17 protein-coding genes are annotated in these 24,944 nt (G+C 74.7%); 11 read left to right on the top strand and 6 right to left on the bottom strand.

All coding sequences use genetic code 11. The features are described from left to right. Positions 1-13: 13 nt before the first annotated feature. Positions 14-175, bottom strand: coding sequence for a hypothetical protein (locus IOD16_RS19100; protein ID WP_201435490.1), 162 nt, complete (start codon positions 173-175; stop codon positions 14-16). 189 nt (positions 176-364) lie between these two features. On the opposite strand from IOD16_RS19100, the gene IOD16_RS19095 reads away from it, so the two are divergent. From IOD16_RS19095 to IOD16_RS19070, 6 genes are all read left to right on the top strand, one after another. Continuing rightward, a complete protein-coding gene (locus tag IOD16_RS19095; RefSeq protein WP_201435489.1) occupies positions 365-1,246 on the top strand; it encodes a DUF4132 domain-containing protein in 882 nt (293 codons plus the stop codon). After that, positions 1,243-6,066 carry a hypothetical protein gene (locus IOD16_RS19090; RefSeq protein ID WP_236594211.1) on the top strand — a complete coding sequence of 1,608 codons (4,824 nt, stop codon included), beginning with the start codon at positions 1,243-1,245 and terminating at the stop codon, positions 6,064-6,066. The genes IOD16_RS19095 and IOD16_RS19090 overlap by 4 nt, the downstream gene beginning before the upstream one ends. Further along, positions 6,063-7,223: an ATP-binding protein gene (locus tag IOD16_RS19085; protein ID WP_201435488.1), complete on the top strand. Its 1,161-nt coding sequence runs from the start codon at positions 6,063-6,065 to the stop codon at positions 7,221-7,223. Before IOD16_RS19090 ends, IOD16_RS19085 begins: the two co-directional genes overlap by 4 nt. Then, a complete protein-coding gene (locus IOD16_RS19080; protein ID WP_236594210.1) occupies positions 7,204-10,635 on the top strand; it encodes a DUF5682 family protein in 3,432 nt (1,143 codons plus the stop codon). Before IOD16_RS19085 ends, IOD16_RS19080 begins: the two co-directional genes overlap by 20 nt. Next, positions 10,632-12,374, top strand: coding sequence for a hypothetical protein (locus tag IOD16_RS19075; protein WP_201435487.1), 1,743 nt, complete (start codon positions 10,632-10,634; stop codon positions 12,372-12,374). The genes IOD16_RS19080 and IOD16_RS19075 overlap by 4 nt, the downstream gene beginning before the upstream one ends. 265 nt (positions 12,375-12,639) lie before the next feature. After that, on the top strand, positions 12,640-13,791 hold the full coding sequence (locus tag IOD16_RS19070; protein ID WP_201435486.1) for a Cmx/CmrA family chloramphenicol efflux MFS transporter: 1,152 nt from the start codon (positions 12,640-12,642) through the stop codon (positions 13,789-13,791). On the opposite strand, the gene IOD16_RS19065 is transcribed toward IOD16_RS19070, so the two are convergent. From IOD16_RS19065 to trpB, 3 genes are read right to left on the bottom strand one after another with little or no spacing between them, the layout of a single operon-like run. Beyond that, positions 13,739-14,518, bottom strand: coding sequence for a GntR family transcriptional regulator (locus tag IOD16_RS19065; protein ID WP_201435485.1), 780 nt, complete (start codon positions 14,516-14,518; stop codon positions 13,739-13,741). The genes IOD16_RS19070 and IOD16_RS19065 overlap by 53 nt on opposite strands. Positions 14,519-14,537: 19 nt before the next feature. Continuing rightward, on the bottom strand, positions 14,538-15,323 hold the full coding sequence (gene trpA / locus IOD16_RS19060) for a tryptophan synthase subunit alpha (protein ID WP_201435484.1): 786 nt from the start codon (positions 15,321-15,323) through the stop codon (positions 14,538-14,540). Next, entirely contained in the window at positions 15,320-16,486 is a 1,167-nt protein-coding gene (gene trpB / locus IOD16_RS19055; RefSeq protein ID WP_201441443.1) for a tryptophan synthase subunit beta, read from the bottom strand. The genes trpA and trpB overlap by 4 nt, the downstream gene beginning before the upstream one ends. A 436-nt stretch (positions 16,487-16,922) precedes the next feature. Here trpB and IOD16_RS19050 point away from each other — a divergent pair, with 436 nt between their 5' ends. The 3 genes from IOD16_RS19050 to IOD16_RS19040 all read left to right on the top strand — a co-directional run bounded on the left by IOD16_RS19050 (position 16,923) and on the right by IOD16_RS19040 (position 21,202). Continuing rightward, on the top strand, positions 16,923-18,299 hold the full coding sequence (locus tag IOD16_RS19050) for a M28 family peptidase (protein WP_236594209.1): 1,377 nt from the start codon (positions 16,923-16,925) through the stop codon (positions 18,297-18,299). Between the two features lie 99 nt (positions 18,300-18,398). Beyond that, positions 18,399-19,526, top strand: coding sequence for a cytochrome P450 (locus IOD16_RS19045; protein ID WP_201435482.1), 1,128 nt, complete (start codon positions 18,399-18,401; stop codon positions 19,524-19,526). 233 nt (positions 19,527-19,759) lie between these two features. Then, complete coding sequence (locus IOD16_RS19040; RefSeq protein ID WP_201435481.1) at positions 19,760-21,202, top strand: flavin monoamine oxidase family protein; 1,443 nt, start codon at positions 19,760-19,762, stop codon at positions 21,200-21,202. Positions 21,203-21,208: 6 nt separating this feature from the next. On the opposite strand, the gene IOD16_RS19035 is transcribed toward IOD16_RS19040, so the two are convergent. Then, positions 21,209-21,838 carry a CG0192-related protein gene (locus tag IOD16_RS19035; RefSeq protein ID WP_201435480.1) on the bottom strand — a complete coding sequence of 210 codons (630 nt, stop codon included), beginning with the start codon at positions 21,836-21,838 and terminating at the stop codon, positions 21,209-21,211. Positions 21,839-21,876: 38 nt separating this feature from the next. Continuing rightward, a complete protein-coding gene (locus tag IOD16_RS19030; protein WP_201435479.1) occupies positions 21,877-22,701 on the bottom strand; it encodes a GbsR/MarR family transcriptional regulator in 825 nt (274 codons plus the stop codon). Positions 22,702-22,921: 220 nt separating this feature from the next. Here IOD16_RS19030 and IOD16_RS19025 point away from each other — a divergent pair, with 220 nt between their 5' ends. Continuing rightward, a complete protein-coding gene (locus tag IOD16_RS19025; RefSeq protein ID WP_236594208.1) occupies positions 22,922-23,818 on the top strand; it encodes an ABC transporter ATP-binding protein in 897 nt (298 codons plus the stop codon). After that, positions 23,815-24,663, top strand: coding sequence for an ABC transporter permease (locus tag IOD16_RS19020; protein WP_201435478.1), 849 nt, complete (start codon positions 23,815-23,817; stop codon positions 24,661-24,663). The genes IOD16_RS19025 and IOD16_RS19020 overlap by 4 nt, the downstream gene beginning before the upstream one ends. Positions 24,664-24,944 lie beyond the last annotated feature (281 nt).

The raw sequence follows: 24,944 nt of genomic DNA, 5'->3' as shown, positions 1-24,944 counted from the left end.
CACGACCGTCGGGTCAACGGGCGAGCAGGTCATGGCGGGTCCGGGCGGGCGGGCGCGGCGAGCGGCGGCGCACTTCGGCGCAACCGACGATCGCCACGCCAGCCAGCAGCGGGAGGACCATGGCCCCCTCGACCGCCAGCGCGCAGGTGAGCGCGATCCACAGCAGCAGTCTCATGGGACAGAGGCTAGGGAGACGCCGGTCACATTCGCACCTGATTTGGGCAAGGCTTGAGGTAAAGCCGCCCGATCGTGCAGGCCCGCCGCCGGTCACGACGAGGCGACGAACCGGCCGATCCGATCACAGTGTCGGACCCCCTCGCTAACCTCCGCGCCACACCGTCGTGAACGACTCGCAGGAGGAACCGTGGGCTGGCTCGATGCCCAATCCGAAGCTGGGCACGCGTCCGGGTACCAGGTGCGGCTCGGGGAGAACGGGCGCGTCCAGTGCCGCAACGGCAAGGGCAAGGTGCTCTCCTCGGTGCCCGCGTCGCTCAAGGACGACCCGAGGGTCGTCCAGCTCCGCCAGCTCGCCGAGTGGCTGTCCCGGCACCGCGCCGAGTGCCTGTCCACCGTGGACGGCTGGATGGTGCGCTCGCTGCCGGTGCCCGCCGCGCTGATCACCGAGGTCTGGGCCGACGCGGCGTGGGCGGACGCGCTGCGCGACCTCGTCGTCACGGCCGACGACGGCGGCGGCCCGGAGACCGGGTTCCTGCGCGACGCCGACCCCGAGCGCGGGCTCGGCGTGGTGACCCTCGACGGCGACACCCGCCGGCTGAAGCCGGAGGTCGTGGACATCCCGCACCCGGTGCTGCTGGAGGACCTGGAGGAGCTGCGCGAGTTCGGCGCGGAGCTCGGCGTCGAGCAGCAGGTGCAGCAGCTGTTCCGGCAGACCTACGCCCGCCCGGCCGAGCCGACGGGCAAGACGTCCGTCGACGACTACGCCGGCGGCAGGTTCGAGCAGCTCAACCACGCGCTGGGCCGGTGCCGCACGCTCGGCTACCCGGTGCGCGGCGGCGACGCGGTCTACTCCGCGTTCGAGGACGGCCGGGTCGTGGAGGCCCGCTACTGGCTCGGCTCGGACTACCCCGAGGGCGAGACGTGGACCGGCGAGCTGCGCTGGTCGCTGGAGGACGGAACCGCGCTGCCGCTCGCCGACGTCGGACCGGTCGCGTGGTCCGAGGGGATGCGCATGGCGGCGGCGATCCACGCCGGTCGCGTCGTCGAGGAAGCTGTGGTGGCCCCGTGAGCGAGCTGAGCCCGAAGACCCTGATCTCGGCCGGAGCCGTGCTGCCCGGCGCCGGCGACGTCGGCGAGGACCGCGACACCGTCACCGCCCGCCACTACGCCCATGAGGGCCTGGACGGCCGCGTCGTGGTGCGGCTGGTGCCCGCCGTCCTCGGCCGCGCCGAGGACCTGACCTGCGAATACCTCGGGTTCGACGCGCCCGTCCGGGTCGCCGACGTCGGCACCGGCAAGCGCAGCGCGCTCGGTTTCCCCGCCTGGGCCCTGGTGCACGACCCGGCCAACGGCCACCACGCGCTCAACCTGGTCAAGGACGTCGAACGGCTCGCCCGCACGGCCAAGTCGCGCGCCGGCGCGGCGAAGGACGGGTTCACCGCGCTGGGCGCCATGCTCGGCCGGTCCGCGCCGCACTTCCTGCCCACCTTCTACGAGCAGGCCGGGCGGATCTTCCTGCAGCACGGCAACACCAGCTACGCGGCGAGCATGTTCGGCAAGGCCCGCGAGGCGGAGGAGGTGCACGACCTCGCGGTCGACCCGGAGCGCACGCGCGAGGTGTTCCTGGAGTTCGCGTTCGCCGGCGCGCTGACCGCCAAGGCGCTGTCCGCGCACGCCAAGGGCCTGGCCCGCAAGCACGACCCGGACGCGGCCTACGAGCTGTTCTTCACGCTGTGCGTGGAGCGCACCCGCGGTGGCCTGCCGCCGTACACGGGGATGCCGGAGGACCTGCGGCGGTTGGCCAAGGCGGCCGAGCGCGACCTCGTGACCGAGGACCAGCGGCTGCTGCGCGCGATCCTGGACAGTTCCGCGATCAGCCGCGCGGGCGGCGCGTTCTGGAAGTCCTACCGCGCCTCGCTGGTGGCGTTGGCGAAGGGCGACGCGGAGGTGCGCGGCCGGCTGCTGGCGTTCGTGCCCGACTCCGAGTCGGTGCTCGACCTGTGGCTGGACATCCTGACCGCGTGCGGCGCGACCCGCGCGCTGATCGGGCCGGACGAGGTGGAGGCGAACCCGGCCGAGTGGCTGTCGTCGGTCCTCGCGGTCCGCTCGTCGGGGTGGCGCGGCACCGCGCGGTCGGTGCGGCTGCTGGAGCTGGTCGAGGCGATGGCCGGCCGGCTCGCGGCCGACGGCGTGCCGGTCCGCGCGCTGCGCTACTACCGCCAGGGCGACCTGGACGTGCTGGACCTGCTGGTGTCGCACGACGTGCCGATCGCCCGCGGCCAGCGGGACGACCAGCAGCTCGACGTCGCCGGGTGGCTGACCGACGACGATCCCGGCCGTCGGGACCTCGCCGCGCTGGCCGCGTCCGAGCGGTTCGGCGCCGCGCTCGGCGCCGGGTTCATCGTCCACGCCCGCTCGCAGACCCGTCCGACGGCCGTCGCGCCGGACGTGCTGTCCGCCGCGATGGCCGTGCCGGGTCTGCGCAGCGCGCTGGGCGCGTGGATCGCGGCGCGGGTCGGGCACGACACCGCCGTCGGCCTGCCCGACCTCTCCGACCACCTCGGCGAGCTGTCCGTCGTGCGGCTGCCCGAGGCGTACGTGGACGTGCCCGAGGCGGCCGAGTCGCTCTCCCGCACCGACGTCGCCGCCGCCCTGCACCGGACGTTGCGCGCGGGCCTGCTGGACGAGCTGGGGTGGCCCGCCCTGGAGGAGGCCGTCGCACGCCTGGCCTCGGTCGGGACGCCCAAGGACGACGGCGTCGTGGTGTGCGGCGAGGGCTGGCCCGCGCTGGTGCTGCGCCGCGGCGAGACGTTCGTGGTGGTCGGCCCGGACGGCGTGCTCGCCGAGCACGTCTCCCGCATCCCGGCCGACGCCCGGCACCGCTGGGGCTTCGCGCCGACCGGGTCGTGGTTCGACGGTGTGCTGCTCGTGCGCTGGCACGGCCCGGACGGCGAGCTGGCGTACTGGAGCGACGCGCCGGACCACGTGTTCGCGCCCACCGAGGGCAACCGGAGCTACTCCCGGCACGAACTGGCGAGGGCGTCCATCGCCCTGCCCGGCGGCGGCCGGTTCACCGGTGAGCGGGCCGTGCACCCCGGTGACACGGTCATGCCGGCGCCGGCGGACGCGCACGGCGACGGCACCACCTTGTGGACCGGCGCGTTCCACGACCACGCGTGGCGCTGGTTCGAGGTCGACCCGGCGACCGGTCGGCGCGGTCGGGCGAGCCTGCCCCGCTTCATCGAGGACTTCGCGGCCGACGGCGCGTCGCTCGAACTGGCCCAGTGCGACCTCCGGCCCGCCGTCCCCGCGACGCAGGCCAGCCCGCTCGGGGCGGCCGACGGCCTGCACGGCTGGCGGGTGCGCCGCGAGGCGGACGGCTCGTGCGTCGGCGAGGGCGTGGACGGCCGCCGGGTCCGGCTGCCCGGCGCCTTCCACACCCCGACCGGTGTGCTGCGGCTGCCCGGTGGCGCGGAGCTGACGCTGGCGTCCAGCAACCGGACGATGGTCGTGCTCGACGCGGAGGGCGTCAGGCTGGCCGCGGTGTCGGCCACCGCGCAGCACCCGCCGTACGCGACGGGCACGCCGTTCGTGCCACCGCTGGAGTGGTGGCACCTCCTGCGACCGCGGGACGAGCCCGGTTCCGCCGCGCTGCGCGGCGTGACGCGCGAAGCCGTGAACCGGATGCTCGCCGCCGCCCGCGCGGAAGGGCCGGACAAGCGCACGATCCGCGAGCGGCTGACGGCGTTGGTCAAGGGCGAACGCGGCGGGCTCGCCGGTGTCGTCGCCGCCGCGCTGCCCGGCCTCACGCACCCCGCGCTGATCTCCGGGGTGGTCGACGTGGTCCGCCGGGCCGCCGAGCTGGAGCGCTCCTACCGGGGCTACGGCGAGGTCGCCGAGGCGGCCCGCGCGGTCGACCCGGTCCTCGCGCCCACCGGGCCCGACGTCACCGAGGACGAGGTCAACGCCGCGCTCAACTGGTTCGGCGGCTACCGGTCCTACAACTCGCGCGGCCTGGTGCCGACCGGGTTGCCCGCGTTGATCACCGCGCTGGGCGAGGCGGTCGCCCGGCCCGAGGCACGGGCCCTGCCGCTGTCGAACGCGCCGCGCTGGTTCGACGCGCTGCCGCACCTGGCCGCGCTCGCGCACCGCGCCGCGTCACCGCTCACCCCGGACGACCAGCGGGCCGCGCTGGCGCTCGTGCTGCGGTCGGTCGCGGACGGCGGCCTGGCCGACGGCGCCGGGCACTGGCGGACCGTCGGCGTGGTCGTGCACAAGGGCGAGGCGAGCCCGAAGGACCGGGTCGTGCCGGTGCGCGACGGGTTCATCGCCCTGTTCGAGACCCAGTGGCGCAACGACCCGGGCAGCCGGTTCGACGGCCTCCAGTTCAGCCGCACGCCCGGTGCGTTCGACCTGCCGAAGGGCTGGCACGTCGAGTCGGCCCGGCAGGTCCGCACGCCGTTCGGGCCCGAACGGGTGGCCAGGTTCCTCGACGCGCTCGCCGAGCGGGGCCCCGCACCGTGGTTCCCGGAGGCGGTGCCCGCGCTGGTCGAGCTGACCGGCCTGGGCTCGGCCGAGGCGACGTTGCTGCTGGCCGGCCTGCCCGGCGTCAGCCGGTGGGACGCGAACTTCCTCGCGACCGCCGACCGGCACCTGCTCGGCCTGTCCTCGGGCGCCGCCAAGGCCGCCAAGGAGCGGTTCCGCGGGTTGGCCGACTCGTTCCGGCTCGAACTGGTCGCCGCCGCCGTGCCCGCCGACCCGACCGACCTGTGGACGAGCGGCCCGGACGTGGCCGCGGTCGCCGAGGTGTGGACCGCCGCGCACGGTCGGCGGTCGCCGGTGCCGGACGACGTGCTGGTGGACGCGGTGAAGCTGCTGAACCTGCGCAACGCCGGCGAGTACGTGGCCGGCTTGGTCAACCCGGACCTCACGCCGTGGCTCGTCGTGGACGCCGACCTGACGTTCACCGGCTCCGGGCTGGAGGCCCGCCACCCGGACGGGTTCGACCGGGCGGCGCTGTGGGCGGTTCCGGAGGCGTTGGGGTGGCTGGCGCACCGGCTGCCGGCCGGTTCGCCGCTGCGCGCCCGGCTGCCGGAGGCGCTGGCCCTGGCCCGGCAGCGGGTCGCGCACCCGCGCTTCGCCCTCGACCTCGGCCGGTGGGTCGAGCTGGAGCGCGTGTGCGCGCTGCTCGGCGTCGACCTGCTCACCGAGGACGGCGTCCACGAATACCACGACTGGCTGGAGCTGGCCCGCGCGGGCGACGAGTACTGCCGCCTGGTGGTCAGGCCCGGTCTCGTCGAACCGGCCGACCGGGAGCTGTTCGTCGCGTTGACGGCGCTGGCCGGCGGGCAGGACGTGCAGCGGATGCTCGACCGGCTGGCCGACGACCGCCTCACCGCCCTGTGCGCGGTCCCCGCGCCCGAGGGCGTCGACCCGGCCGCCTACCACCAGGACCCGATGGTGTCCGTGCCCGCGCTGGTGGCGGAGGTCTCGGCGCGGTTCGGGCTGACCGAGGACGCGGCGGCGCTGTACCTGCAACTGCTCGCCCTGCCCGACCCGACGGACGCGAACGTGGCCAGGTGGACCGGCTGGAAACCCGCGCGGCTGCGCCAGGCCCGGACCGCGCTCGCCGCGACCGACCTGGTGCTCACCGCGAAACGCGCCAGGGCCGGGCGGTCGCTGTTCCTGCCCGGCGGGTGGCTGGCCCTGTCCGCGCCGCACCTGCCGCTGGAGGGCTGGAAGGCGCCGATGTTCGACTACGCCAACGGGCAGCCCGGCGCCATCGTGCCGCGGGAACCCGTCGCGGACCTGTTCGCCCGCGCCTGGCAACGGGTGCTCGACGGCGACGCGCCCGCCTACGAAGAGCTCAGGACCGGAGGACGCAAGTGACCGCACCCAGGCAGGTCGAACCCGCCGAGGACGCCTTCCGCGAGGAGTTGGCGTTCCTCGCGGCCTACGACAGCGGGCCCCGCCCGCCGGGCTGGCTGCTCACCCCGCGTGCCGTCGTCACGTTCGTGATGGGCAGCGGCGACCCGCTGGCGCTGCCCAAGGGCGTGTCGGTGGCCGGCGTGCCGAACCGGCTGGTGATCGGCGCCAAGTTCGTCGGTGAACGGGCCCTGGTCGAGCGGGCCGTGGTGACGCTGGCGGGCGAACGCGGCCTGCTGCTGGTCGGCGAACCCGGCACCGCCAAGTCGATGCTGTCCGAGCTGCTGGCCGCCGCCGTGTCCGGCAGCAGCCAACTGGTCGTGCAGGGCACCGCGGGCACCACCGAGGACCAGTTGCGCTACGGCTGGAACTACGCGCTGCTGCTGGCCGAAGGCCCGAGCCCGCGCGCGCTCGTGCCGTCACCGGTGCTCACCGCCATGCGCGGCGGCGGCGTGGTGCGCGTCGAAGAGGTCACCCGGTGCCTGCCGGAGGTGCAGGACGCGCTGGTGTCGATCCTGTCGGACCGGCGCATCGCGGTGCCCGAGCTGTCCGCGCCCGAGTTGGCAGGCCCGGACGGCGCGACCGTGCACGCCGCACCCGGCTTCACCGTCATCGCCACGGCCAACCTCCGCGACCGGGGCGTGTCGGAGATGTCGGCGGCGTTGAAGCGGCGGTTCAACTTCGAAACCGTCGGGCCCATCGGCGACCTGGCGGCCGAGACGGCGTTGGTGCGGCGGCAGGCGAGCGCCGCGCTGGCCCGCGTGAGCGCGCCGTTCGCCGTGGACGACGTGGTGCTGGAAGTGCTCGTCACCGCGTTCCGCGACCTGCGCAACGGCGTGTCGGAGGAGGGGTGGGCGGTCGAGCGGCCGTCCACGGTGATGAGCACGGCGGAGGCGGTGTCGGTCGCCACCTCGCTGGGGCTGGCCGACGCCTACTTCCCCGGCGACCGCGACCCGCTGTCGTTGCTGCCCGGCCACCTGCTCGGCGTGGTCCGCAAGGACGACCCGGCCGACGCGGCCCGGCTGCTCGGCTACTGGGACGGAGCGGTGCGGCGGCGCGCCGAGACCGGCGCGCGCACGTGGCGGCGGCTGTGGGAACTCCGTGACGTCCTCGATGCGTGAGCTGGCCGAGCACCGGCACCCTCACCTGATCGGGGTGCGGCACCACTCGCCCGCGCTGGCGGCGGTGGTGCCCGCCCTGCTCGACCGGTTCGCGCCGGAGGTGCTGCTGGTCGAGCTGCCGGAGGAACTGGGGGAGTGGCTGCCGTTCCTGGCCGATCCCGACCTGGTCGCGCCGGTCGCGCTGTCCGGCGCCTCGCCCGACGGCGACCTCGCGTTCTACCCGTTCGCGGACTTCTCACCCGAGCTGGCCGCGATCCGGTGGGCGCGCCGCCACGGCGTGGAGGTGCGGCCGTGCGACCTGCCGCTCGCGGCGCGCGGCGACGGGCACCGGCAGCCGCCGCGGGGCGCGTCGCCGTTGACCGACGCGTTGCGCGGCGCGACGACCGGCCGTGACGGCGACGACCTGTGGGACCGGCTGGTGGAGGCCGCCGCGCCCGGCCAGACGCCGGAAGCGGTGCGGCGGGCCGCGTTGATGGTCGGCTGGGCGTTGCGCCAGGACGCCGAGGGCGTCGGCGTGGACCCGCACGACCTGCGCCGGGAGGCGTGGATGCGCCGGGCCGTGCAGGAGGTCGACGGCCGGCGTTGCGCGGCGGTGATCGGGTCGTTCCACGCGGCGGCGCTGCTGGACGGGCCGGTGGACTCCTCCGTCCCGGCCGCCGGTGACGTCGTCACGTCGTTGGTGCCCTACGGGTTCGCGTTGCTGGACGAGCGTTCCGGCTACCCGGCGGGCATCCGCGACCCTGAGTGGCAGCAGGCCGTGCTGGAGGCGGCGGGCGACCCGGAGGCGGTGGAGGCCGCCGCCGCGTCGCTGATCGTCCGGATCTGCGCGCGGGTGCGGGAGCTCGGCCACCCGGCCGGTCCCGGTGAGGCGCGGGAGGCGCTGCGGCTGGCGATCGACCTGGCCCGGCTGCGCGGCCTGCCCGCGCCCGGTCGCGGCGAGCTGGTGGAGGCGGTGCAGACCGTGCTGACCCACGCCGAGCCGCTGGGCCGCGGTCGGGTCGTGGCGCGGGCCGCCGGTGACGTGCTGGTGGGCCGCCGCACCGGGGTGCTCGCGCCCGGCACGCCACGGTCCGGTCTGGCGCCGGCGGTGGAGGCGCTGGTCGCGTCGCTGCGGCTGCCCGGTCCGGACTCGCGCGAACCGGTGTCGTTGCGGCTGGACCCGTTGCGGTCGGACCTGGACGCGCGGCGGGAGGTGGCGTTGCGGCGGCTGACCGTGCTCGGCGTGACCTACGGCGAGGAGACCGCGACCACGGGCGTCGGCGGTGGCGACGCGCTGACCACCCGGTGGACGGTGGCGTGGACCCCGGCGACCGCGGCGACGCTGCCGGTGGCCGGGTTGTGGGGCGCGACGCCGGAGCTGGCCGCGTTCGGCCGGCTGCGGGCCCGGCGCGCCGAACGGGAGAAGCGGGGCGGGCACACACCCACCGCCGTGTTGGGCGATCTGCTGGACGCGGCGCTGTGCGGCCTGCCCGCGATGGTCGACGCGCTGCTGACCGACGCGGCGACCGTGCTGCCGTCGTCGGGGACGTTGCGGGAGCTGCTGGCGGGGCTGGACCTGCTGGACCGGTTGCGCGCCGGTCACGTGCCCGGCACCCCCGGCGACGTGCTCGACGCGCACCCGTTGTTGGCGCTGGAGCTGGAGACGGCGGCGGTGGCGCAGCTCGACGGGCTCGCCGGGTCGGAGGACGTCGCCGACGCGCGGGCGCTGGTGGAGCTGGGCCAGCGGCCGGGGGTGCACGGGCTGCGGCTCGAGGCGTGCCTGCGGTCGTTGGCCGACTCGGGGACGCCGCTGATCGCCGGTGCGGCCGGCGCGGCGCGCGTGCTGCTCGGCCTGGTGCCCGCTTCGGTGCTGGGCGAGCGGGTGGCGTCGTGGGTGGACGGTGCGAGCACGCCGGAGCGCCGGGGCGTGCTGCGGCTCGGGCTGACCGGGGTGCTCGCGGCGGCCGGGCCGTTGCTGGAGACGCCGGAGGCGCTGGCGCCGCTGCTGGACCGGGTGGAGGGCCTGGCGGACCGGGACTTCCTCTCCCGGCTGCCCGCGCTGCGCGGCGCGTTCACCTCGGTGGGGCCGGCGGCCCGGGCCCGGGTGCTGGCGGTGGTGGAGGAACGCACCGGTGACCGGGTCGACGCGGCGGGCGCGCCGGATCCGGAGCTGCTGGCGGTGTGGTTGGACGCCGAGCACGCGGCGGTGGACGCGTTGCGGGCGCACGGCCTGCTGCCCGAGCGGGGGTCCGCCGGCGTGGCCGGGTCGACTGCCGAGCCGGCTGAGCCGACTGCTGAGCCGACCGTCGGCGGTGCGTCGGCCCGGTCCCACGTGGGCGAGCTGCCCGTCGGCGTCCGGTGGCGGTTGGTGCTCGGGGCGAACGGTGAACGCCCGGCCGGTGCGGCCCGGTACGCGGCGGCGCTGGACGAGCTGTACGGGCGTGATCGGGGTGAAGGGGCGGCGCGCGGCGACCTCGGCGCGGACCGCTCCAGCCCGTTCCCCGACGTGCGCGAGTGGTCGGAGGAGCTGCGGGACCTGTTCGGCGAGCACGTCCGCGAAGAAGTCCTGGCGGCCGCCGCGGAAGGCGGGCGCTTGGAGGCGGCGCTGGAGATCGACCCCGGCTCCGTGCGGCCGTCGGTCGACCTGTTGCGCAACGTCCTGTCGTTGGCGGGCGGGTTGTCGGAGTCGGCGCTGGCCCGGCTGCGGCCGTTGGTGGCGCGGCTCGTGCGCGAGCTGACCGACCAGCTGGCCAACCGGGTGCGGCCCGCGTTGACCGGGATCCAGCTGCCGACACCGACCCGGCGGCCCGGCGGCCGGCTGGACCTGCCGCGCACCCTGCGGGCCAACCTCGCCACCGCGCGCCGCGCCGCGGACGGCCGCGTGGTCGTCGTGCCGGAACGCCCGGTCTTCCGCACCCGCGGGCGCAAGTCGAACGACTGGCGACTGGTCCTGGTGGTGGACGTGTCCGGCTCGATGGAGGCCTCCACGGTGTGGTCGGCGCTGACCGCGTCGGTGTTCGCCGGGGTGTCCGCGCTGTCGACGCACTTCCTGGCGTTCTCCACCGAGGTCGTCGACCTGACCGACCGGGTGGCCGACCCGTTGTCGTTGCTGCTGGAGGTGCGGGTGGGCGGTGGCACGCACATCGCGGGCGCGTTGCGCCACGCCCGTTCCCTGGTGACCGTGCCGGAGAGGACGATGGTGGTGCTGGTCAGCGATTTCGAGGAGGGCGGTCCGGTCGGGCCGCTCGTCGCGCAGGTCCGGGAGCTGGTCGCCTCCGGGGTGACGGTGCTCGGCTGCGCGAGCCTCGACGACCGCGGCGTCGCCCGCTACTCCACGTCGGTGGCGGGCGCGCTGGTCGCGGCGGGCATGCCGGTCGCCGCGCTCAGCCCGGGTGAACTGGCCCGCTGGGTGGGGGAGAAGGTGCGCGGATGAGCGTGCCCCCGGTGTTCCCGGCGGTGGTGGCCGACGTGCTCGACGCCCTGCCGCCCCGCCTGCGCAAGCGGGTCGACGCGTCGCTCGGGCGCGTGGCCGAGTGGACCGTGACGGCGGACGCCGACACGGCGACCGCCGCGCTCGACGCCGAGACCACGCTGACCTGGACGTTGCGCCGAGGTGTGCTCGCCGCGGCCGACGACCTGGTGTGCAGCTGCCTGATCGCGCCGAAGTGCCTGCACCGCGGTGTCGCCGTGGCCGCGGCCGACGTCGCGGGAGGGGACCAGGAGCCGGTCGAGGTCCCCGCCGAGCCCGTGCCGGGCGAACCCGTGCCCGACGCCGTCGAGGTGACGTCCGACGACGAGCGCGCGGCGGCGGGCGCGCTGTGGGAGGCCTGCGGGACGGTGCTGCGCGCCGGGGCCGCGGGCAGCGGCGCGGTGGTCCGGGCCGGGCTGCTGCGCGCCGTCCACGTCGCACGTGTCGCGGGCCTGCACCGCGCCGCCGCGAACGGCCTGCGCATCGCCGCCGCGCTGGCCGCCGCACGCGCCGGCGACTCGTCGTTCGACCGCGAAGCGCTGAGCGCCGAACTGGTCGAGCTGATGCTGCTCTGCCACGACCTGCGCACGGGCGTCGGCCCGACGGCCGTGCTGCGCGGCACCGCCCGGCGCGAGTACCGCCCGATCGGCTCGCTGCGCCTGTACGGCCTGTGCACCGAGGTGGTCGTCGCCGCCTCCGGCTACGCCGGGGTGGTCACGCACCTGGTGGACGACGGTGGCGTGCTGTGGACCGTGCCCGCGATCATGCCGGGCGGCGCGGAACGGGTCGCCGCCGCCGCGAGCGGGCCGGTGGCGATCGGGGAGTCCGGGCTCAGCCAACGCGAACTGGGCCGCGGGGGTCTGCTGCTCTCCGGCGGCACGGCGTCGGCCGACCGCCGCCTCGGCGCGGGCAAGGCCGTCCGCGCGGTGGCCGCGTCCGCCGCGTCGTGGGACGAGCCGCCGTTGGCCGGTTTGTGGGCGCGACCGCTGCCGGACCAGGTGGCGCGCGCCTTCCACGCCCACACCGAACCCGAGGCCCAGCGCCCGGCCGGCGCGGACCTGCTGTTCGTGACGGGGACCGTGCTCGGCGCGGCGGGCGACGCGCTGCGGCTGTCCACCGACGGGGCCGGGGTGGACCTGGTCGGCGACGGTGACCGGGTACGCGAGAACCTGCGGGTCCTCGCGAACGCGCCCGGCCTGCGGCTCCGCGCCGTGGCGCGCCTGCTGCCCGACCGTCCCGGCACGGCCGTCGCGCTGGCCGTCACCGGCGACCTCGACCTGCCCGCCGACCTGCGCCATCACGTGGACCTCGGGCTGGACCGGCTGCAACGCTCCCACGTCGCCGGGGACGGCGCCCGCGAGCTCCCGCCGCGACCGGAGCCGGCCGAACGCGTCCCGCGTCCGGCGCGCCCGCTGGAGAACGTGCTGCACCGCATCGCGCTCGGCGGACGCGCGGTGGCGGCCGTCGCCTCGGCCCGGCGCGAGGTGGCCGCCCTGACCCGCGACGGCCTCACCACCACGGCGGGCCTGCTGGCCGACCTGGCGGACGCCTCGCGCGACCGGGACCGGGACGCGTTCGGCCGGGTGGTGCGCGACGAGGGCGACGACTTCCCGCTGGCGTGGCTGCGCGCCGGCCTCCACGTCCGCGAGTTCACCCGTGCCGCCGCCAAGCGCGCCTGGCTGACCGAGGTGGGGGCCAAGTGAGGTGACGTGACGATCACCGGCATCGGCTCCTGCACCGCGGTCCACCCGGCCGAGCGCGAGCGGTGGGCGAAATGACGTTGATGGCCGCCCGGCGGGGTGACTACTGTTCGCCGGGTGACCAGTCCCGAGTCGGACAGAGCGGAGCCGCCGATCGCCGGCGGCGAGCTGACCGACCGGTGACCCGCCGGTCCTGATCGCGATCGCCCGTCGGCGGTCGGCACGCGCACGCACCTGACCGCGCACGCCGACCTCGGAGTCGATCCCCTTGCCTGTCTTCGTCTACGTCCTCGGCCTTGCCGTGTTCGCGCAAGGCACCTCGGAGTTCATGTTGTCCGGCCTCGTCCTGGGCATCGCCCGGGACCTGTCCGTCCCGGTGGGTGCGGCGGCGAGCCTCACCTCCGCCTACGCCATCGGAATGATCATCGGCGCGCCGGTGATGGCCGCGCTGAGCGCGCGGTGGCCGCGCCGCCGCGCGTTGGCGGGGTTCCTGGCCGCGTTCGTCGCCGTGCACGTGCTCGGCGCGGTCACGACGGACTTCGCCGTCCTCTTCGGAACCCGGATCGTCGCCGCGATCGTCAACGCGGGGTTCCTCGCCGTCGCGATGTCCGTCGCGACCGCGCTCGTGCCCCCGACCGGGCAAGGCCGCGCCACCTCCGTCCTGTTGGCGGGCATCACGTTGTCGTGCGTCGCGGGCGTGCCGGCGGGCGCGCTGCTGGGCGACTGGGCCGGTTGGCGCTCGGCGTTCTGGGCGGTCGCCGCGCTGTGCGTGCCCGCGTTGGCGTTCGTGTTCCGATCCGCGCCGGCCGACGCGGCCGATCGTCGCGAGGTGTCGATCAGACGGGAGGCCGGGGCGTTGAGGTCACGGCCGTTGCGGCGGGCACTGGTGCTCGCGACCCTCGTCAACGGGGCGACGTTCGCGACGTTCGCCTACCTCGCGGTCATCGCCGCGGACGTCGCCGGCCTGCCGGCCGGCGCGGTGCCGGTGCTGCTGGCGTCGTTCGGCGTGGGCGCGTTCGCCGGGGTGACGGCGGCCGGCCGGCTGGGCGACGCGAAGCTCTGGCCGGCGGTGTGCGTCCTGCCGGTCGGGTGGGCGGCGCTGGCCCTGACCGGCGCGCACCCGGCGCCGCTGGTCGCGCTGGCGGTGGTGCAGGGCGCGTTGTCGTTCGGTGTCGGATCGGCGCTGGTCGGCCGCGTCCTGCGGGTCGCGTCCGACGCGCCTTCGCTGGGCGGCGCGTTCGCCACCGTCGCGCTGAACGTCGGCGCGTTCGCGGGTCCGCCGGCCGCCGCGGTCGCCACCGGGGTCGCGGGCGACTACCGGGCCGCGCCGTGGGTCAGCGCCGCCCTGGCCGGGGGCGCGGTCGTCGTCATCGGTGCTCGTAGGCGAGGTTCGTCCCGGTCACCGCGCGTTCCGCGGTGATCACCGTGTCGCCGACGAGCAACGCGCGGTCGTCCACCAGCGGCGTGCCGTCCTCGCCCCGGCTGAGCCGGCTGCTCGACAGGGCCGGTGAGCCGGGCTCACGCCGGAGCACGCGGGCCTGCTCGGCGGTCAACGCCACCGCCTGGATCGTCTCGCTGGCCTGCCGCACCGGCCGCCCCGACTCCTCGAGGAGCCGGTACAGCGACTGGTGCCGCAGGGTCTCCACGTCGTCGACGATCCCTGCCGGCAGGTAGGACGTCTGCAACAGCAGCGGGACGGACGCGCCGGGGGAGGGTCGGGTGCTGCGCAGCCTCTCGACCGCCAGCACCCGACCCTGCGCCTGGATGCCCAACCGCGCGCCCACGTCACCGGGCGGCACGACGAGCCGCGCGTCCAGCACCTCGGTCTCCAGCTCGATGCCCTGCTCCACCAGGTCCTGCGACAGGCTGCGCAACCCCGTGAGGCCGTAGGCGAACGCGGGCCGCCGCGCGAACGTGCCGACACCGTGCCGCGTCTCCAGCAGCCCGTCCGCCTCCAACGCCTGGATGGCCTGCCGCACCGTCATCAGCGAGACGTCGAACTCCTCGCCCAGCTCCCGCTGCGCGGGCAGCGGCGCGTCCGCCGGGTACCGGCCGTCCGCGATCCGGTCGGCCAGGACCCGGTAGATCGCCAGGTACTTGGGCATGCGCGGCCCGTGCTCGCGGCCCGTGCGCCGCCCGTCGTCCACCGGTGGGAACCCCCGACTCTCAACCTCCCACGGAGGATAGCGCCCGGCGGAACGCGGCCACCTCGTCCACGACCTCGGCGACCGGCGCGCCGTCGACCAGCATCCGCATCAGCACCGAGCCGATCACGACGCCGTCGGCGTCCGCGCAGGCCTCCAGCGCGTGCTCGACCGTCGAGATGCCGAACCCGGTCACCACGGGCAGCCCGGTCAGCCCCTTCACCCGCCGTGCGGTCTCCCGCGCCGTCGTGGCGAGATCGGCGCGTTCACCGGTGATCCGCATCGAGCTCATGCAGTACACGAACCCGGACGACGCCCGCGCGATCTCACGACACCGGTCGTCGTCGCACGAGGGCGCGGCCAGCAGCACCGCCGCGACCCCGACCTCCGCCGCCCGCGCCCGGTACTCCGCCGACTCCTCCAGCGGCAGGTCCGGCACGATCACACCGCGCACGCCGATCGCCGCCAAGTGGTCGAGGAACCCGCTCACGCCACGATCGGGCGTCACCGTCATCGCCACGTTCGCGTAGGTCATGACGACCAGCGGCACGTCGAGGTCGAGCTCGGCCAGCTCGTCCAGCAACGGCCTCGGCCGCCCACCCCGGCCGGCGGCGAGCGCGGCGGCCCGCTGCACCGTGGGCCCGTCCAGCATCGGGTCGGAGAACGGCAGACCGATCTCGATCGCGTCCGCGCCCGCCTCCGCCGCGCCCCGCACCAGGTCGAGCCAGTCGGGCACCACACCGGCCATCACGTAGGGGATGAGCAGCGGCTCACGCGCGTCCCGCAAACGCCGTTCCAACACGCTCATCGCAGGTGCTCCCTGATCTGCTGGATGTCCTTGTCACCGCGGCCGGACAACGTGACCAGCACCGTCGACCCGGCTGTCAGCTCGCCGGTCGCGGCGGCGTCGACCACCCAGGCGAGGGCGTGCGCCGACTCCAGCGCCGGGAGGATGCCCTCGGTCCTGGTCACGAGCTCCAACGCCCGCAGCGCCTGCTCGTCGGTCACGCTCGTGTAGTGCGCCCGGCCGGACTCCGCGAGGTGCACGTGCTCCGGCCCCACGCCGGGGTAGTCCAGCCCGGCCGAGATCGACTCCGCTTCGAGCACCTGGCTGTCGTCGTCCTGGAGGAAGTGCGACATGAACCCGTGCAGCACGCCGAGCTTGCCCTTCTCGACCGCGCTGCCACCCGCCGCCTCCACGCCCACCAGCCGGACCGGCGTGTCCACGAACCCGGCGAACGTCCCCGCCGCGTTCGACCCGCCGCCCACGCACGCCACCACCACGTCCGGCAACGCGGCGGGCAGCCGTTCGGCGCACTGGGCGCGTGCTTCGTCACCGATGACGCGCTGGAACTCCCGCACCATCCAGGGGTAGGGGTGCGGCCCCATCGTGGAGCCGACGCAGTAGTGCGCGTCCTCGGTCTCGTTCACCCACGCGCGCAACGCCCCGTTGGTCGCCTCCTTCAGCGTGCCGACGCCGTTCGCCGACGTCACCGGCACGACCTCGGCGCCCAGCAGCTCCATCCGGAACACGTTCACCGCCTGCCGCCGGACGTCCGTGTGTCCCATGTAGACGGTGCAGCCCAGTCGCAGCAACGCCGCCGCGGTGGCCGTGGCGACGCCGTGCTGCCCGGCCCCGGTCTCCGCGATCAGCTTCCGCTTGCCCATCCGCCGGGCCAGCAGCGCCTGGCCGAGCACGTTGTTGATCTTGTGGGACCCGGTGTGCGCCAAGTCCTCCCGCTTCAGCAGGACCCGCACGCCCAACGCCTCGGACAACCGCGAGCACTCCGTCAACGGCGTAGGCCGGCCCACGTACGTCGTGAGCAACCGCCGGTACTCCGCCGTGAACGCGGCGTCGGCCCACGCCTCGCGGAACTCCGCCTCCACCGCCTGCGCGGCGGGCACGAGCGCCTCGGGCAGGTAACGCCCGCCGAACCTCCCGAACCGACCGGCCGCGTCGGGTGCGCGCATCCCGCCGGTCCTGACCACCTCATCGACTGACACTTCTAGAACTCTAGAACTCTGTCCGCCTCCTGGCAAGGGGCGGCGCCTCGTCGTCCGGCGGTCGTTCCCGGTGGCAGCCACGATTCAGCCGAGGGGTATTCGCGATGTCCCGAACAACGTGGAATTCGATCCCGCTTATTACGCCTTCGTTGAAATGTCCACCGCTTCCGGCGCGGTCCGAGATCGCCGGCGACGGTCGGATTCCCGATCGCCAGGAATGTCCGGCGAGTTCCCCGGTTCGGTGATCGTGCAGCTCGGACGGTTGCGCGACCACCGGGACGGCGCTAGCCTCCGAACACAGGGGAGAATGTCAATCGGGTGGGTCGAGCTGTTGCCCGGAACGTTTGCGGGTCGCGCTCGGGCCTATTCGCGGTACTTCTGCGATTGTTTCCGGGGGTGGGTCGTGCGCATTGTCGCGTTCGCGGTCGTGCTGATCGTGCTCGGCGCCGTGCCCGCCGCGGCCGAGTCCTCCGACGACCGGTTGGCCCGCGCGCTGTCCGGGTCGGTGAGCACCGCGTCCGCGCTGACGACGCTCGCCGAGCTCGACGCCGCGGCCCGGCGCCACGGCGGCAACCGGGCCGCGGGCACCCCCGGCTTCGAACGATCGAGGGAGCACGTCGAGCGCGTCCTGCGCCGCGCCGGGTACCGGGTGACGGCCCAGCCGGTGCCCTACACGGGGTTCGCCGCCGACGTCGAGGTCTTCACCGCGCCCGGTGGCGCCCGGGTCCGGGCGTTGATGGGCCAGTTCACCCCGTCGGGACAGGTCACGGGCGTGCTGGCGACGGCTGCCGGTGACGGTTGCCGGGCCGCGCACTACCCGCCGGGCACCGCGATCGCGGTCGCGCCCACCGGCGGCTGCCCGACGGTGGACAAGGCGGTGGCCGCACGGGCCGCCGGGGTGGGCGCGGTGCTGTTCTACGACGTGTCGCCCGCCGTGGACGCCGTGCTGCGCCGCCGCGTGCCGGGCGCGCCGCTGCCGGTGGCGTTCATCAGCGAGCGCTCCGCCCGGTCGCTGACGCCCGGCGAGGCGTCGCTCGACCTGCGCGGGCACGCCTACGACGACGTCACGGTGAACGTGTTCGCCGAGACTCCGGGCGGCTGGGCGGACCACGTGGTCATGGCCGGCGCGCACCTCGACAGCGCGGTCGACGGACCGGGCGTCAACGACAACGGCACGAGTGCCGCGGCGTTGCTGGAGACCGCTGTCCGGCTCGCGCCGCACCGGGCGCGGGTGGTCAACAAGGTGCGCTTCGCGTTCTGGGGCGCCGAGGAGTTGCTCAACGTCGGCTCGATCCACTACGTGGGCACCCGCACGCCGCGCGAGCTGGCCGCGATCAGCCTGTACCTGAACTGGGAGCTGATCGCCTCGCCCAACTACGTCCACTTCGTCGTCGACGGCGACGACAGCGACCACCCGGGCGCCGGCTCGCCGGCCGGACCACCGGGGTCCGGCGCGGTGGAAGCCGTGCTGTCCCGGGGCTATGACGTGCGGCACGTGCCGTTCCGCACCGCGGACCTCGACGACATCCGATCCGACCAGGAGCCGTTCGCCGCGGCGGGCGTGCCGGTCGGCGGCGCGTTCGGCGGGGTGCGCGGCACCAAGACCCCGGAGGAGGCCGCCGTGTTCGGCGGCACGGCCGGGATGACGTACGACCCGTGCTACCACCAGCCCTGTGACGACCTGTCGAACGTCCACACGGGAGCGTTGGGCGAGTCGATGAGGGCGATGGCGTGGGCCGTGGGGCGATTCGCGGTCAGGGACGACGACGTGCGGCCCTGACAAGAGGGGAGGTGCTCGCCATGTACTACGTCCACTAGTCGATGACCCATTCCGGTGGGGTGCGCCCGGGCGCACCCCACCACGGCCCGGGGGAGCGCCTTGTCCAGCATCTTCGACCCGTTGTCGGCCCCCATGCTCGCCGATCCGCACGCGATCTACGCGCGGCTGCGGGCCGAGGACCCCGTGCACCGGCACGACCCGCTCGACGCCTGGGTCCTCACCCGGCACGACGACTGCACGCGCGTCCTCAAGGACACCGACGCGTTCGGCTCGGACCCCGCCGCGCTCGGCAAGCCGGTGCCCGAGTCGGTGCGCAACCTCCACGTGCTCGACCCGCCCGAGTCGACGCCCGTGCGGCACCTGTTCCTCGGGCTGCTGCGGTCCCGGGAGGCGCTGGTCGGCGAGTCGGTGCGGCGACTGGCGGACGACCTCGTCAAGGACCTGCGCGGGGTGGTGGACTTCGTGCGCGACGTCGCCGAGCCGCTCGCGCTGCAAGCGGTCGCGGACCTCTACGGCATCGGGTTCCCGGCCGAGCACGAGCGCTACCGGGAGACCTCGCGCACCATGGTGCTCGGCATGGACTCCGGCCTCGACCCGACCCGGCTGCCGCCCGCCCTCGCCGCGCGCGACACCCTGAACACCCTCATCGAGGGCTGGCGGGAGGGCGCGAAGGCCGGTGGCGTGCTCGACGCCGTGCGGCCCGGCGACGACCGGGTGCTGGTGAACTCGCTGCGCGCGGTGTTCGACGCGGGCTACTCCACCACCGCCGACATGATGGCCAACGCCCTGCACCGGTTGACCTCGCGGCGGTCGTGGACGGGCGCCGAGCTGTCCTCGTTGGACGGCCGGGCGGTGGACGAGCTGATCCGCCTGGTCGGTCCGGTGCAGGCGGTGAGCAGGCACTGCAAGTCCGATGTGGACCTGCGCGGCCGGCGGGTGCGGCGGGGTGACGTCGTGGTCGTCGTGCTGGCCGCCGCGAACCGCGACCCGCTGGTGTTCCCCTCGCCCGACGAGGCGGACTTCGCCCGCCCGGCCAACCCGCACCTCGGCCTCGGTCGCGGTGTGCACGCGTGCTTCGGCGCGCCGCTGGGCCGCGAGGTGCTGCTCACGGCGTTCCGCGCGCTCGCCGCGGTGGGCCGGGTCGAGGCGGCGGGCGAACCCGTGCGGAGGCCGACGGCGACCCAGCGCGGCCTCGACCACCTGCCGCTCCGCATTTCGTCGGACTAGCCACCCGACAGAGTGGACGCACCACCCCGTTCGGCCGCACGCGGGCACCTCACGACGCCGGCTTCGGTGCTCCCACCACCGGATTCAGCGTATTCAGCGACGCCGCGCCTCACCCCATCAGGGCGTTGGCCACAGGTTTGGGGACTAGTACGGTCGGACTACCGAGGGTGGCCACCTCTTCTGCCAGACAGTTCGCGGCGCGACCGCGGGTACGACCGGGTGAGGTGGTCTCGATGGCGTTGGACGTTCTCGACCTGCTCAAAGAAGGATTGCCGGACAGTTCCGCGCCGCGGCGGCACGTCGTCGTCGTGGGCGCGGGAATGGCCGGGCTGACCGCGGCCATGCTGCTGAAGGAAGCCGGCCACGAGGTGACGATCCTCGAGGGCCAGAACCGGCTGGGCGGGCGCATCCTCACCCACCGCGGCTTCGCGGGGGACATGTACGGCGAGTTCGGCGCGATGCGGTTCCCCGAGCAGCACCCGCTCGTCTCGTGGTTGATCGACGAGAAGTTCAAGCTCGCCACCAAACCGTTCCCCATGTACGACGAGGACACGTTCGTGTACCTCCAGGGCAAGGGCGTGCGGCGGCGGGACTTCAGCGCCGACCAGTTCTCGTTCGACCTGCGCTCCGACGAGGCGGTGCAAGCGCCGCACGACCTGCTGCGGCACACCGTGCAGCCGCTGATCGACATCATGGAGCAGGAGGACGAAGCCAAGGCGTGGCACCGCCTGCTGACCGACTACGACCGGTACACGCTGCTCGGCTACCTCAAGGAGCGCGGCCTCAGCGACGGCGCGCTGTCCATGCTCGGGCCGCTGTTCAACCTGGAGGGCCGCTACCACTTCTCCCTCGTCGAGTGGTTCTCCCACTTCTACGAGGACGTCTTCGGCCACCTCGTCTACATCGTCGACGGCGCCGACTCGCTGCCGCGCGCGTACGAGTCGTTGCTGATGGACGACATCCGGCTCGGGGCCCTGGTGCACGGCGTCGACCAGGACGACAGCGGTGTCCGGGTGCACTACCGCGCCGGCCGGCGCACGCAGACGGTCGAGGCGGACGAGTGCATCGTGACGGTGCCGTTCGCGAGCCTGCGGCACATGGAGATCGAAGGGCTCGACCCGGACAAGTGGTACGCCATCCGCAACACCTACTACGGCCGGGCGCACAAGCTGTTCATGCAGTTCAGCGAACGGTGGTGGGAGACCTCCTACGGCATCACCCACGGCCTCACGGTGACCGACCTGGCGATCCGCAACATCGTCTACCCGCCGGCCGGTCAGGACACCCGGTTCCGCAAGGGCGTGATGATCGCGTCGTACTGCTGGGAGCAGGACAGCATGCCGTACACGCCGCTGGCCGGCGAGGAGAGCGTCATGCAGGCGTTGGAGGACCTGGTCAAGATCCACCCGGAGGCGCGTGACACGTTCGAGTTCGGCGTCTACAAGGACTGGGCGCTCGACTGGTTCGCGTGCGGCATCGGACCGCTGTTCCGGGCGTTCGAGATGAGCGAGTCGTTCTACGAGGACGTGATCAGGCCGGTGAACCGGGTGTGGTTCGCCAACGACGCGTGCGACCGGCGGCACCGGCGGTGGGTGGAAGGCGCGTTGAAGGCAGCGGTGAAGAACGCCTACGCGATCCACGAAGGACTGCGCGACGAGATGCCCTGGAAGGACTGACCGGGCTCAGCGCGGCGTCGCGGAGGCCAGCGGCACCGGTGTCTCCTGACCGGCCCACGTGCCGGTCAGGACGGCGCCGGTGAGGTCGCCGCCGGTGTCGAGGCGACGGCGGACGGCCAGCTCGACGGTCGCCGTCACGACCACCGTCTGCTCGCCCTCGGTCACGCGCTCGACCGCGCCCGCGGCGGGCGCCTCCGCCGGCCCGTGCCCGGTCACGGCGATGCCCATGCTGAGGTCACGGCGTTCGAGCCGGTCCTCGTGCTGCACGAACTCCTCGACCTGGCCCGCTCCGGTGAGGATCGCCTCCGCGAGGGCCGCCACGTACACCGGGTCGCCGAACGCGTCGTACACCCAGCGCCGGCCCAGCACCGAGTGCTCGGTGGTGCCGATCAGCCACTCGTCGCCGCCGTCCAACGGCGCGTCGCGGTAGGTGAGGGGCATCTGGAGCACCGGCCCGTCGCCGACCCGCACCAGCATGGTCTCGATCCCGACCGCGCCGGCCGGGTCGTCGAAGCGGTAGCTCGCCACCCGCACCACCTCGCCGGTCGGCCCCGTGTACCAGTCGCGGCCGGGCAGCCAGCCGGCCAGCAGCTCGACCTTGGTGGGGGTGATGGTCGCTTTGTGGATCAGGGCCATGCGGTCATCCTAACCGCGGGGGTCCGCGCGTCGGCGGGTCAGCGCGTCACGTGCGCGGCGTCGCGCAGGGCCTCGGCGACCCGGTCCGGCGGCCAGCCCAGCTCGGCGGCGAGGCGGTCCGCGAGGTCCGGGGTGACGGCGCGGACGAGCGCGCTCAGCACGGTCACCACGTCGCCGACGACCGAGCTGGGCCCGCCGGCCATGTCGTCGCCGAGCTGCGCGAAGAACCGGCCCATCCGGCGCATCCGGGCGCCGGCGGGCGTGGCGGGGTCGAGGACCTCGGCCCCGCGTCCGGCCGTCTCGGCGAGCACCTCGTTGGTCCGGGCGCTCGTCAGCCACGTGCGCAACCACACGTCGTCGTCGACGAAGTACCTCTCCCGCCGCCGGACACCGCGCTCGCGGCGCAGGACCTCCAGTCCTTCGAGGTAGCCGACCGCCTTGGAGACCGATGCCGGGCTGACCCGCAGCCGGTCGGTCAGCTCCGCCGCGGTCAGCGCGCCGGCATCGGTCGTGAGCAGGCTCGCCAGCACGCGGGCGGCCATGCGCGGCAACCCCATCCGCACCATCGAGGCGGCGAACTCCTCCGCGAACGCCGACACCGCCGCCGGGTCGCGGCCTTCCGCGCCGACGACGGCGGGCGGCTCGTGGGGCGCGGCGGACCTGCGCCGGCGGGCGCGTCGCCGCGCGGCCTGGTGCGCGCGGTCGGCCCGGTAGTCACGGGCGCCGCCGTTGCGGCTCACCTCGCGGGTCACGGTGGACGTCGGCCTGCCCAGCCGTCGCGCGATCTCCGCGTAACCCAGACCGCGCGTCAGCCCCGACGCGATGTCGCGGCGGTCCTCGTCGGTCAGCCTGCCACCCGGCATCGCCCGTCCTCTCCCGTCGGTGCGGCCAGTGTGCGTTCACGGGCAGCGCAGTGCAACGAGGTCCGCCGAATCATTGCGTTCACCGTCAGCGCCGGTGCAATGATTCGACGCGGAATAGCTGCTGAAACCCCGCAATGACCATTCTCGGACGTTGTCGGCGCCCGAAAGGCGACGTAGCTTTCGCCCCCTCTCGAAGATCGACCGGAAGTCAGGGGGAGCAATGACGAGCGAGCGAGTCGTGCTCGACGTCGACGGCCTGCGCATGCGCTACGGCACGACCGACGTCCTGCACGACGTCACGTTCCAGGCCCGCCACGGCGAGGTGCTGGCGCTGCTCGGCCCGAACGGCGCGGGCAAGACCACGACGATCGAGGTCCTGGAGGGTTTCCGGATGCGCTCGGCGGGCCGGGTGTCGGTGCTCGGCGTCGACCCGGCCCACGCCGGCGAGGAGTGGCGGGCCCGCGTCGGCGTGGTCCTGCAGTCCTGGCGCGACCACGGCAAGTGGCGGGTCCGCGAACTGCTCCGGCACCTCGGCGTCTACTTCTCCTGCTACGCCACCGACCGGATCGCCCGACCGTGGGACCCGGACGACCTGGTCGCGGCCGTCGGCCTGGCCTCGCGGGCGAACGCGAAGATCCGCACGCTGTCCGGCGGCCAGCGGCGCAGGCTGGACGTCGCCGTCGGCCTCGTCGGCCGGCCCGAGGTGCTGTTCCTGGACGAGCCGACCACCGGGTTCGACCCGGTCGCGCGCCGCGAGTTCCACGAACTCGTGCGCGGGCTCGCGGCCCGGGAGTCCACGACGGTCCTGCTCACCACGCACGACCTGGACGAAGCCGAGAAGCTGGCCGACCGCATCGTCGTCCTCGACGGCGGCCGGATCGTCGCCGACGGCACGGCCGACGAGCTGGCGCGGCGCATCGCGGGCGAGGACGAGGTCCGCTGGACCCACGCCGGGCAGCGGCACGTGCGGCACGTGCGGGCGTCCACGGAGTTCGTGCACGACCTGTTCCGCCGCCACGGCGACGGGATCACCGAGCTGGAGGTCCGCCGGGCCTCGCTGGAGGACACCTACCTGTCGCTGGTGCGCCGGGTCGAGGCGGGGGGAGCGGCCGGGTGAACCCGACCACCACCGCGTTGCGCGCGGGCGGACAGCGGGGCCTGATCGAGCTGCGCCAGTCGCTGACCAACGGCGCGGACCTGTGGAACCACGCGTTCTGGCCCGTGCTGATGCTCGTCGTCACGTTCTTCCTGCGTGACGTGTCCTTCGAGCGGACCGGGTTCTCCGTCGGCGCCCTCGCGCTGCCGGGCATCCTCGGCATGAACGCCGCGATGGCCATGGTCACCATGAGCCAACTGCTCACCGCCGACCGCGAGGACGGCACGCTGCTGCGGGCCAAGGCCACGCCGAACGGGATGTCGGGCTACCTGGTGGGCAAGCTCGTGTCCGTGTCCGGCGGGCTCGTCGTGGACCTGTCGATCTTCCTGGTGCCGGGCGCGTTCCTGGTCTCCGGCCTGGTCACCGGCAGCGTCGAGGCGTGGCTGACGGTGGCCTGGGTGCTGGCGCTCGGCCTGCTCGCCGCCCTGCCCCTAGGCGCGGTGCTCGGCTCGGTGTTCTCCAGCGCACGCGCGCAGGGCCTGTTGATCCTGCCGATCCTCGCCGTGATCGCGATCTCCGGCGTCTTCTACCCGGTCACGGCGCTGCCGGTCTGGGCGCAGTGGGTGGCGCAGGTGTTCCCGGTCTACTGGCTGGGGCTCGGCATGCGCTCGGCCCTCCTGCCCGACGCCGCCGCGGCCGTGGAGATCGGCCAGTCCTGGCGGCACCTGGAAACCGTCGGCGTGCTGACCGCGTGGGCGGTCGTCGGCCTGGTCCTGGCTCCGGCGGTGCTGCGCCGGATGGCCCGCCGGGAGTCCGGGTCGAGCGTGGCCGAACGCCGGGAGAGGTCACTGCGACGGGCCGGGTAGGCCGACGACCCCGCCGGCGCGACGACTGCGCGGTCCCGCCGATCCGGGAATCGGTGAAGGCGGGAGTGACCAGCGCCGGCGGTTCGGCAGCCCGCACCGTCGCGGCGGGCGCACGGCGGCCCGGGTGCGGCCGACCGGCCGCGACCCGGCTCGCGCAGTGGGGCCTCGACCGGGTCGAACGGGGGTCGGCCGGATGCGGACGGACGGTCGCGCGGGGTCGGACCCGCTTGCCCGACCTGCGTCGACGGGGTGACCGGGCGGCCACGTCCACCGTTATTCGA

This window comes from Saccharothrix sp. 6-C, from assembly GCF_016695385.1.
GTDB classification, from domain to species: Bacteria; Actinomycetota; Actinomycetes; order Mycobacteriales; family Pseudonocardiaceae; genus Actinosynnema; species Actinosynnema texasense.
Note: the sequence above shows the minus strand (reverse complement) of the source record. Positions and strands in the feature narration are given on the sequence as shown.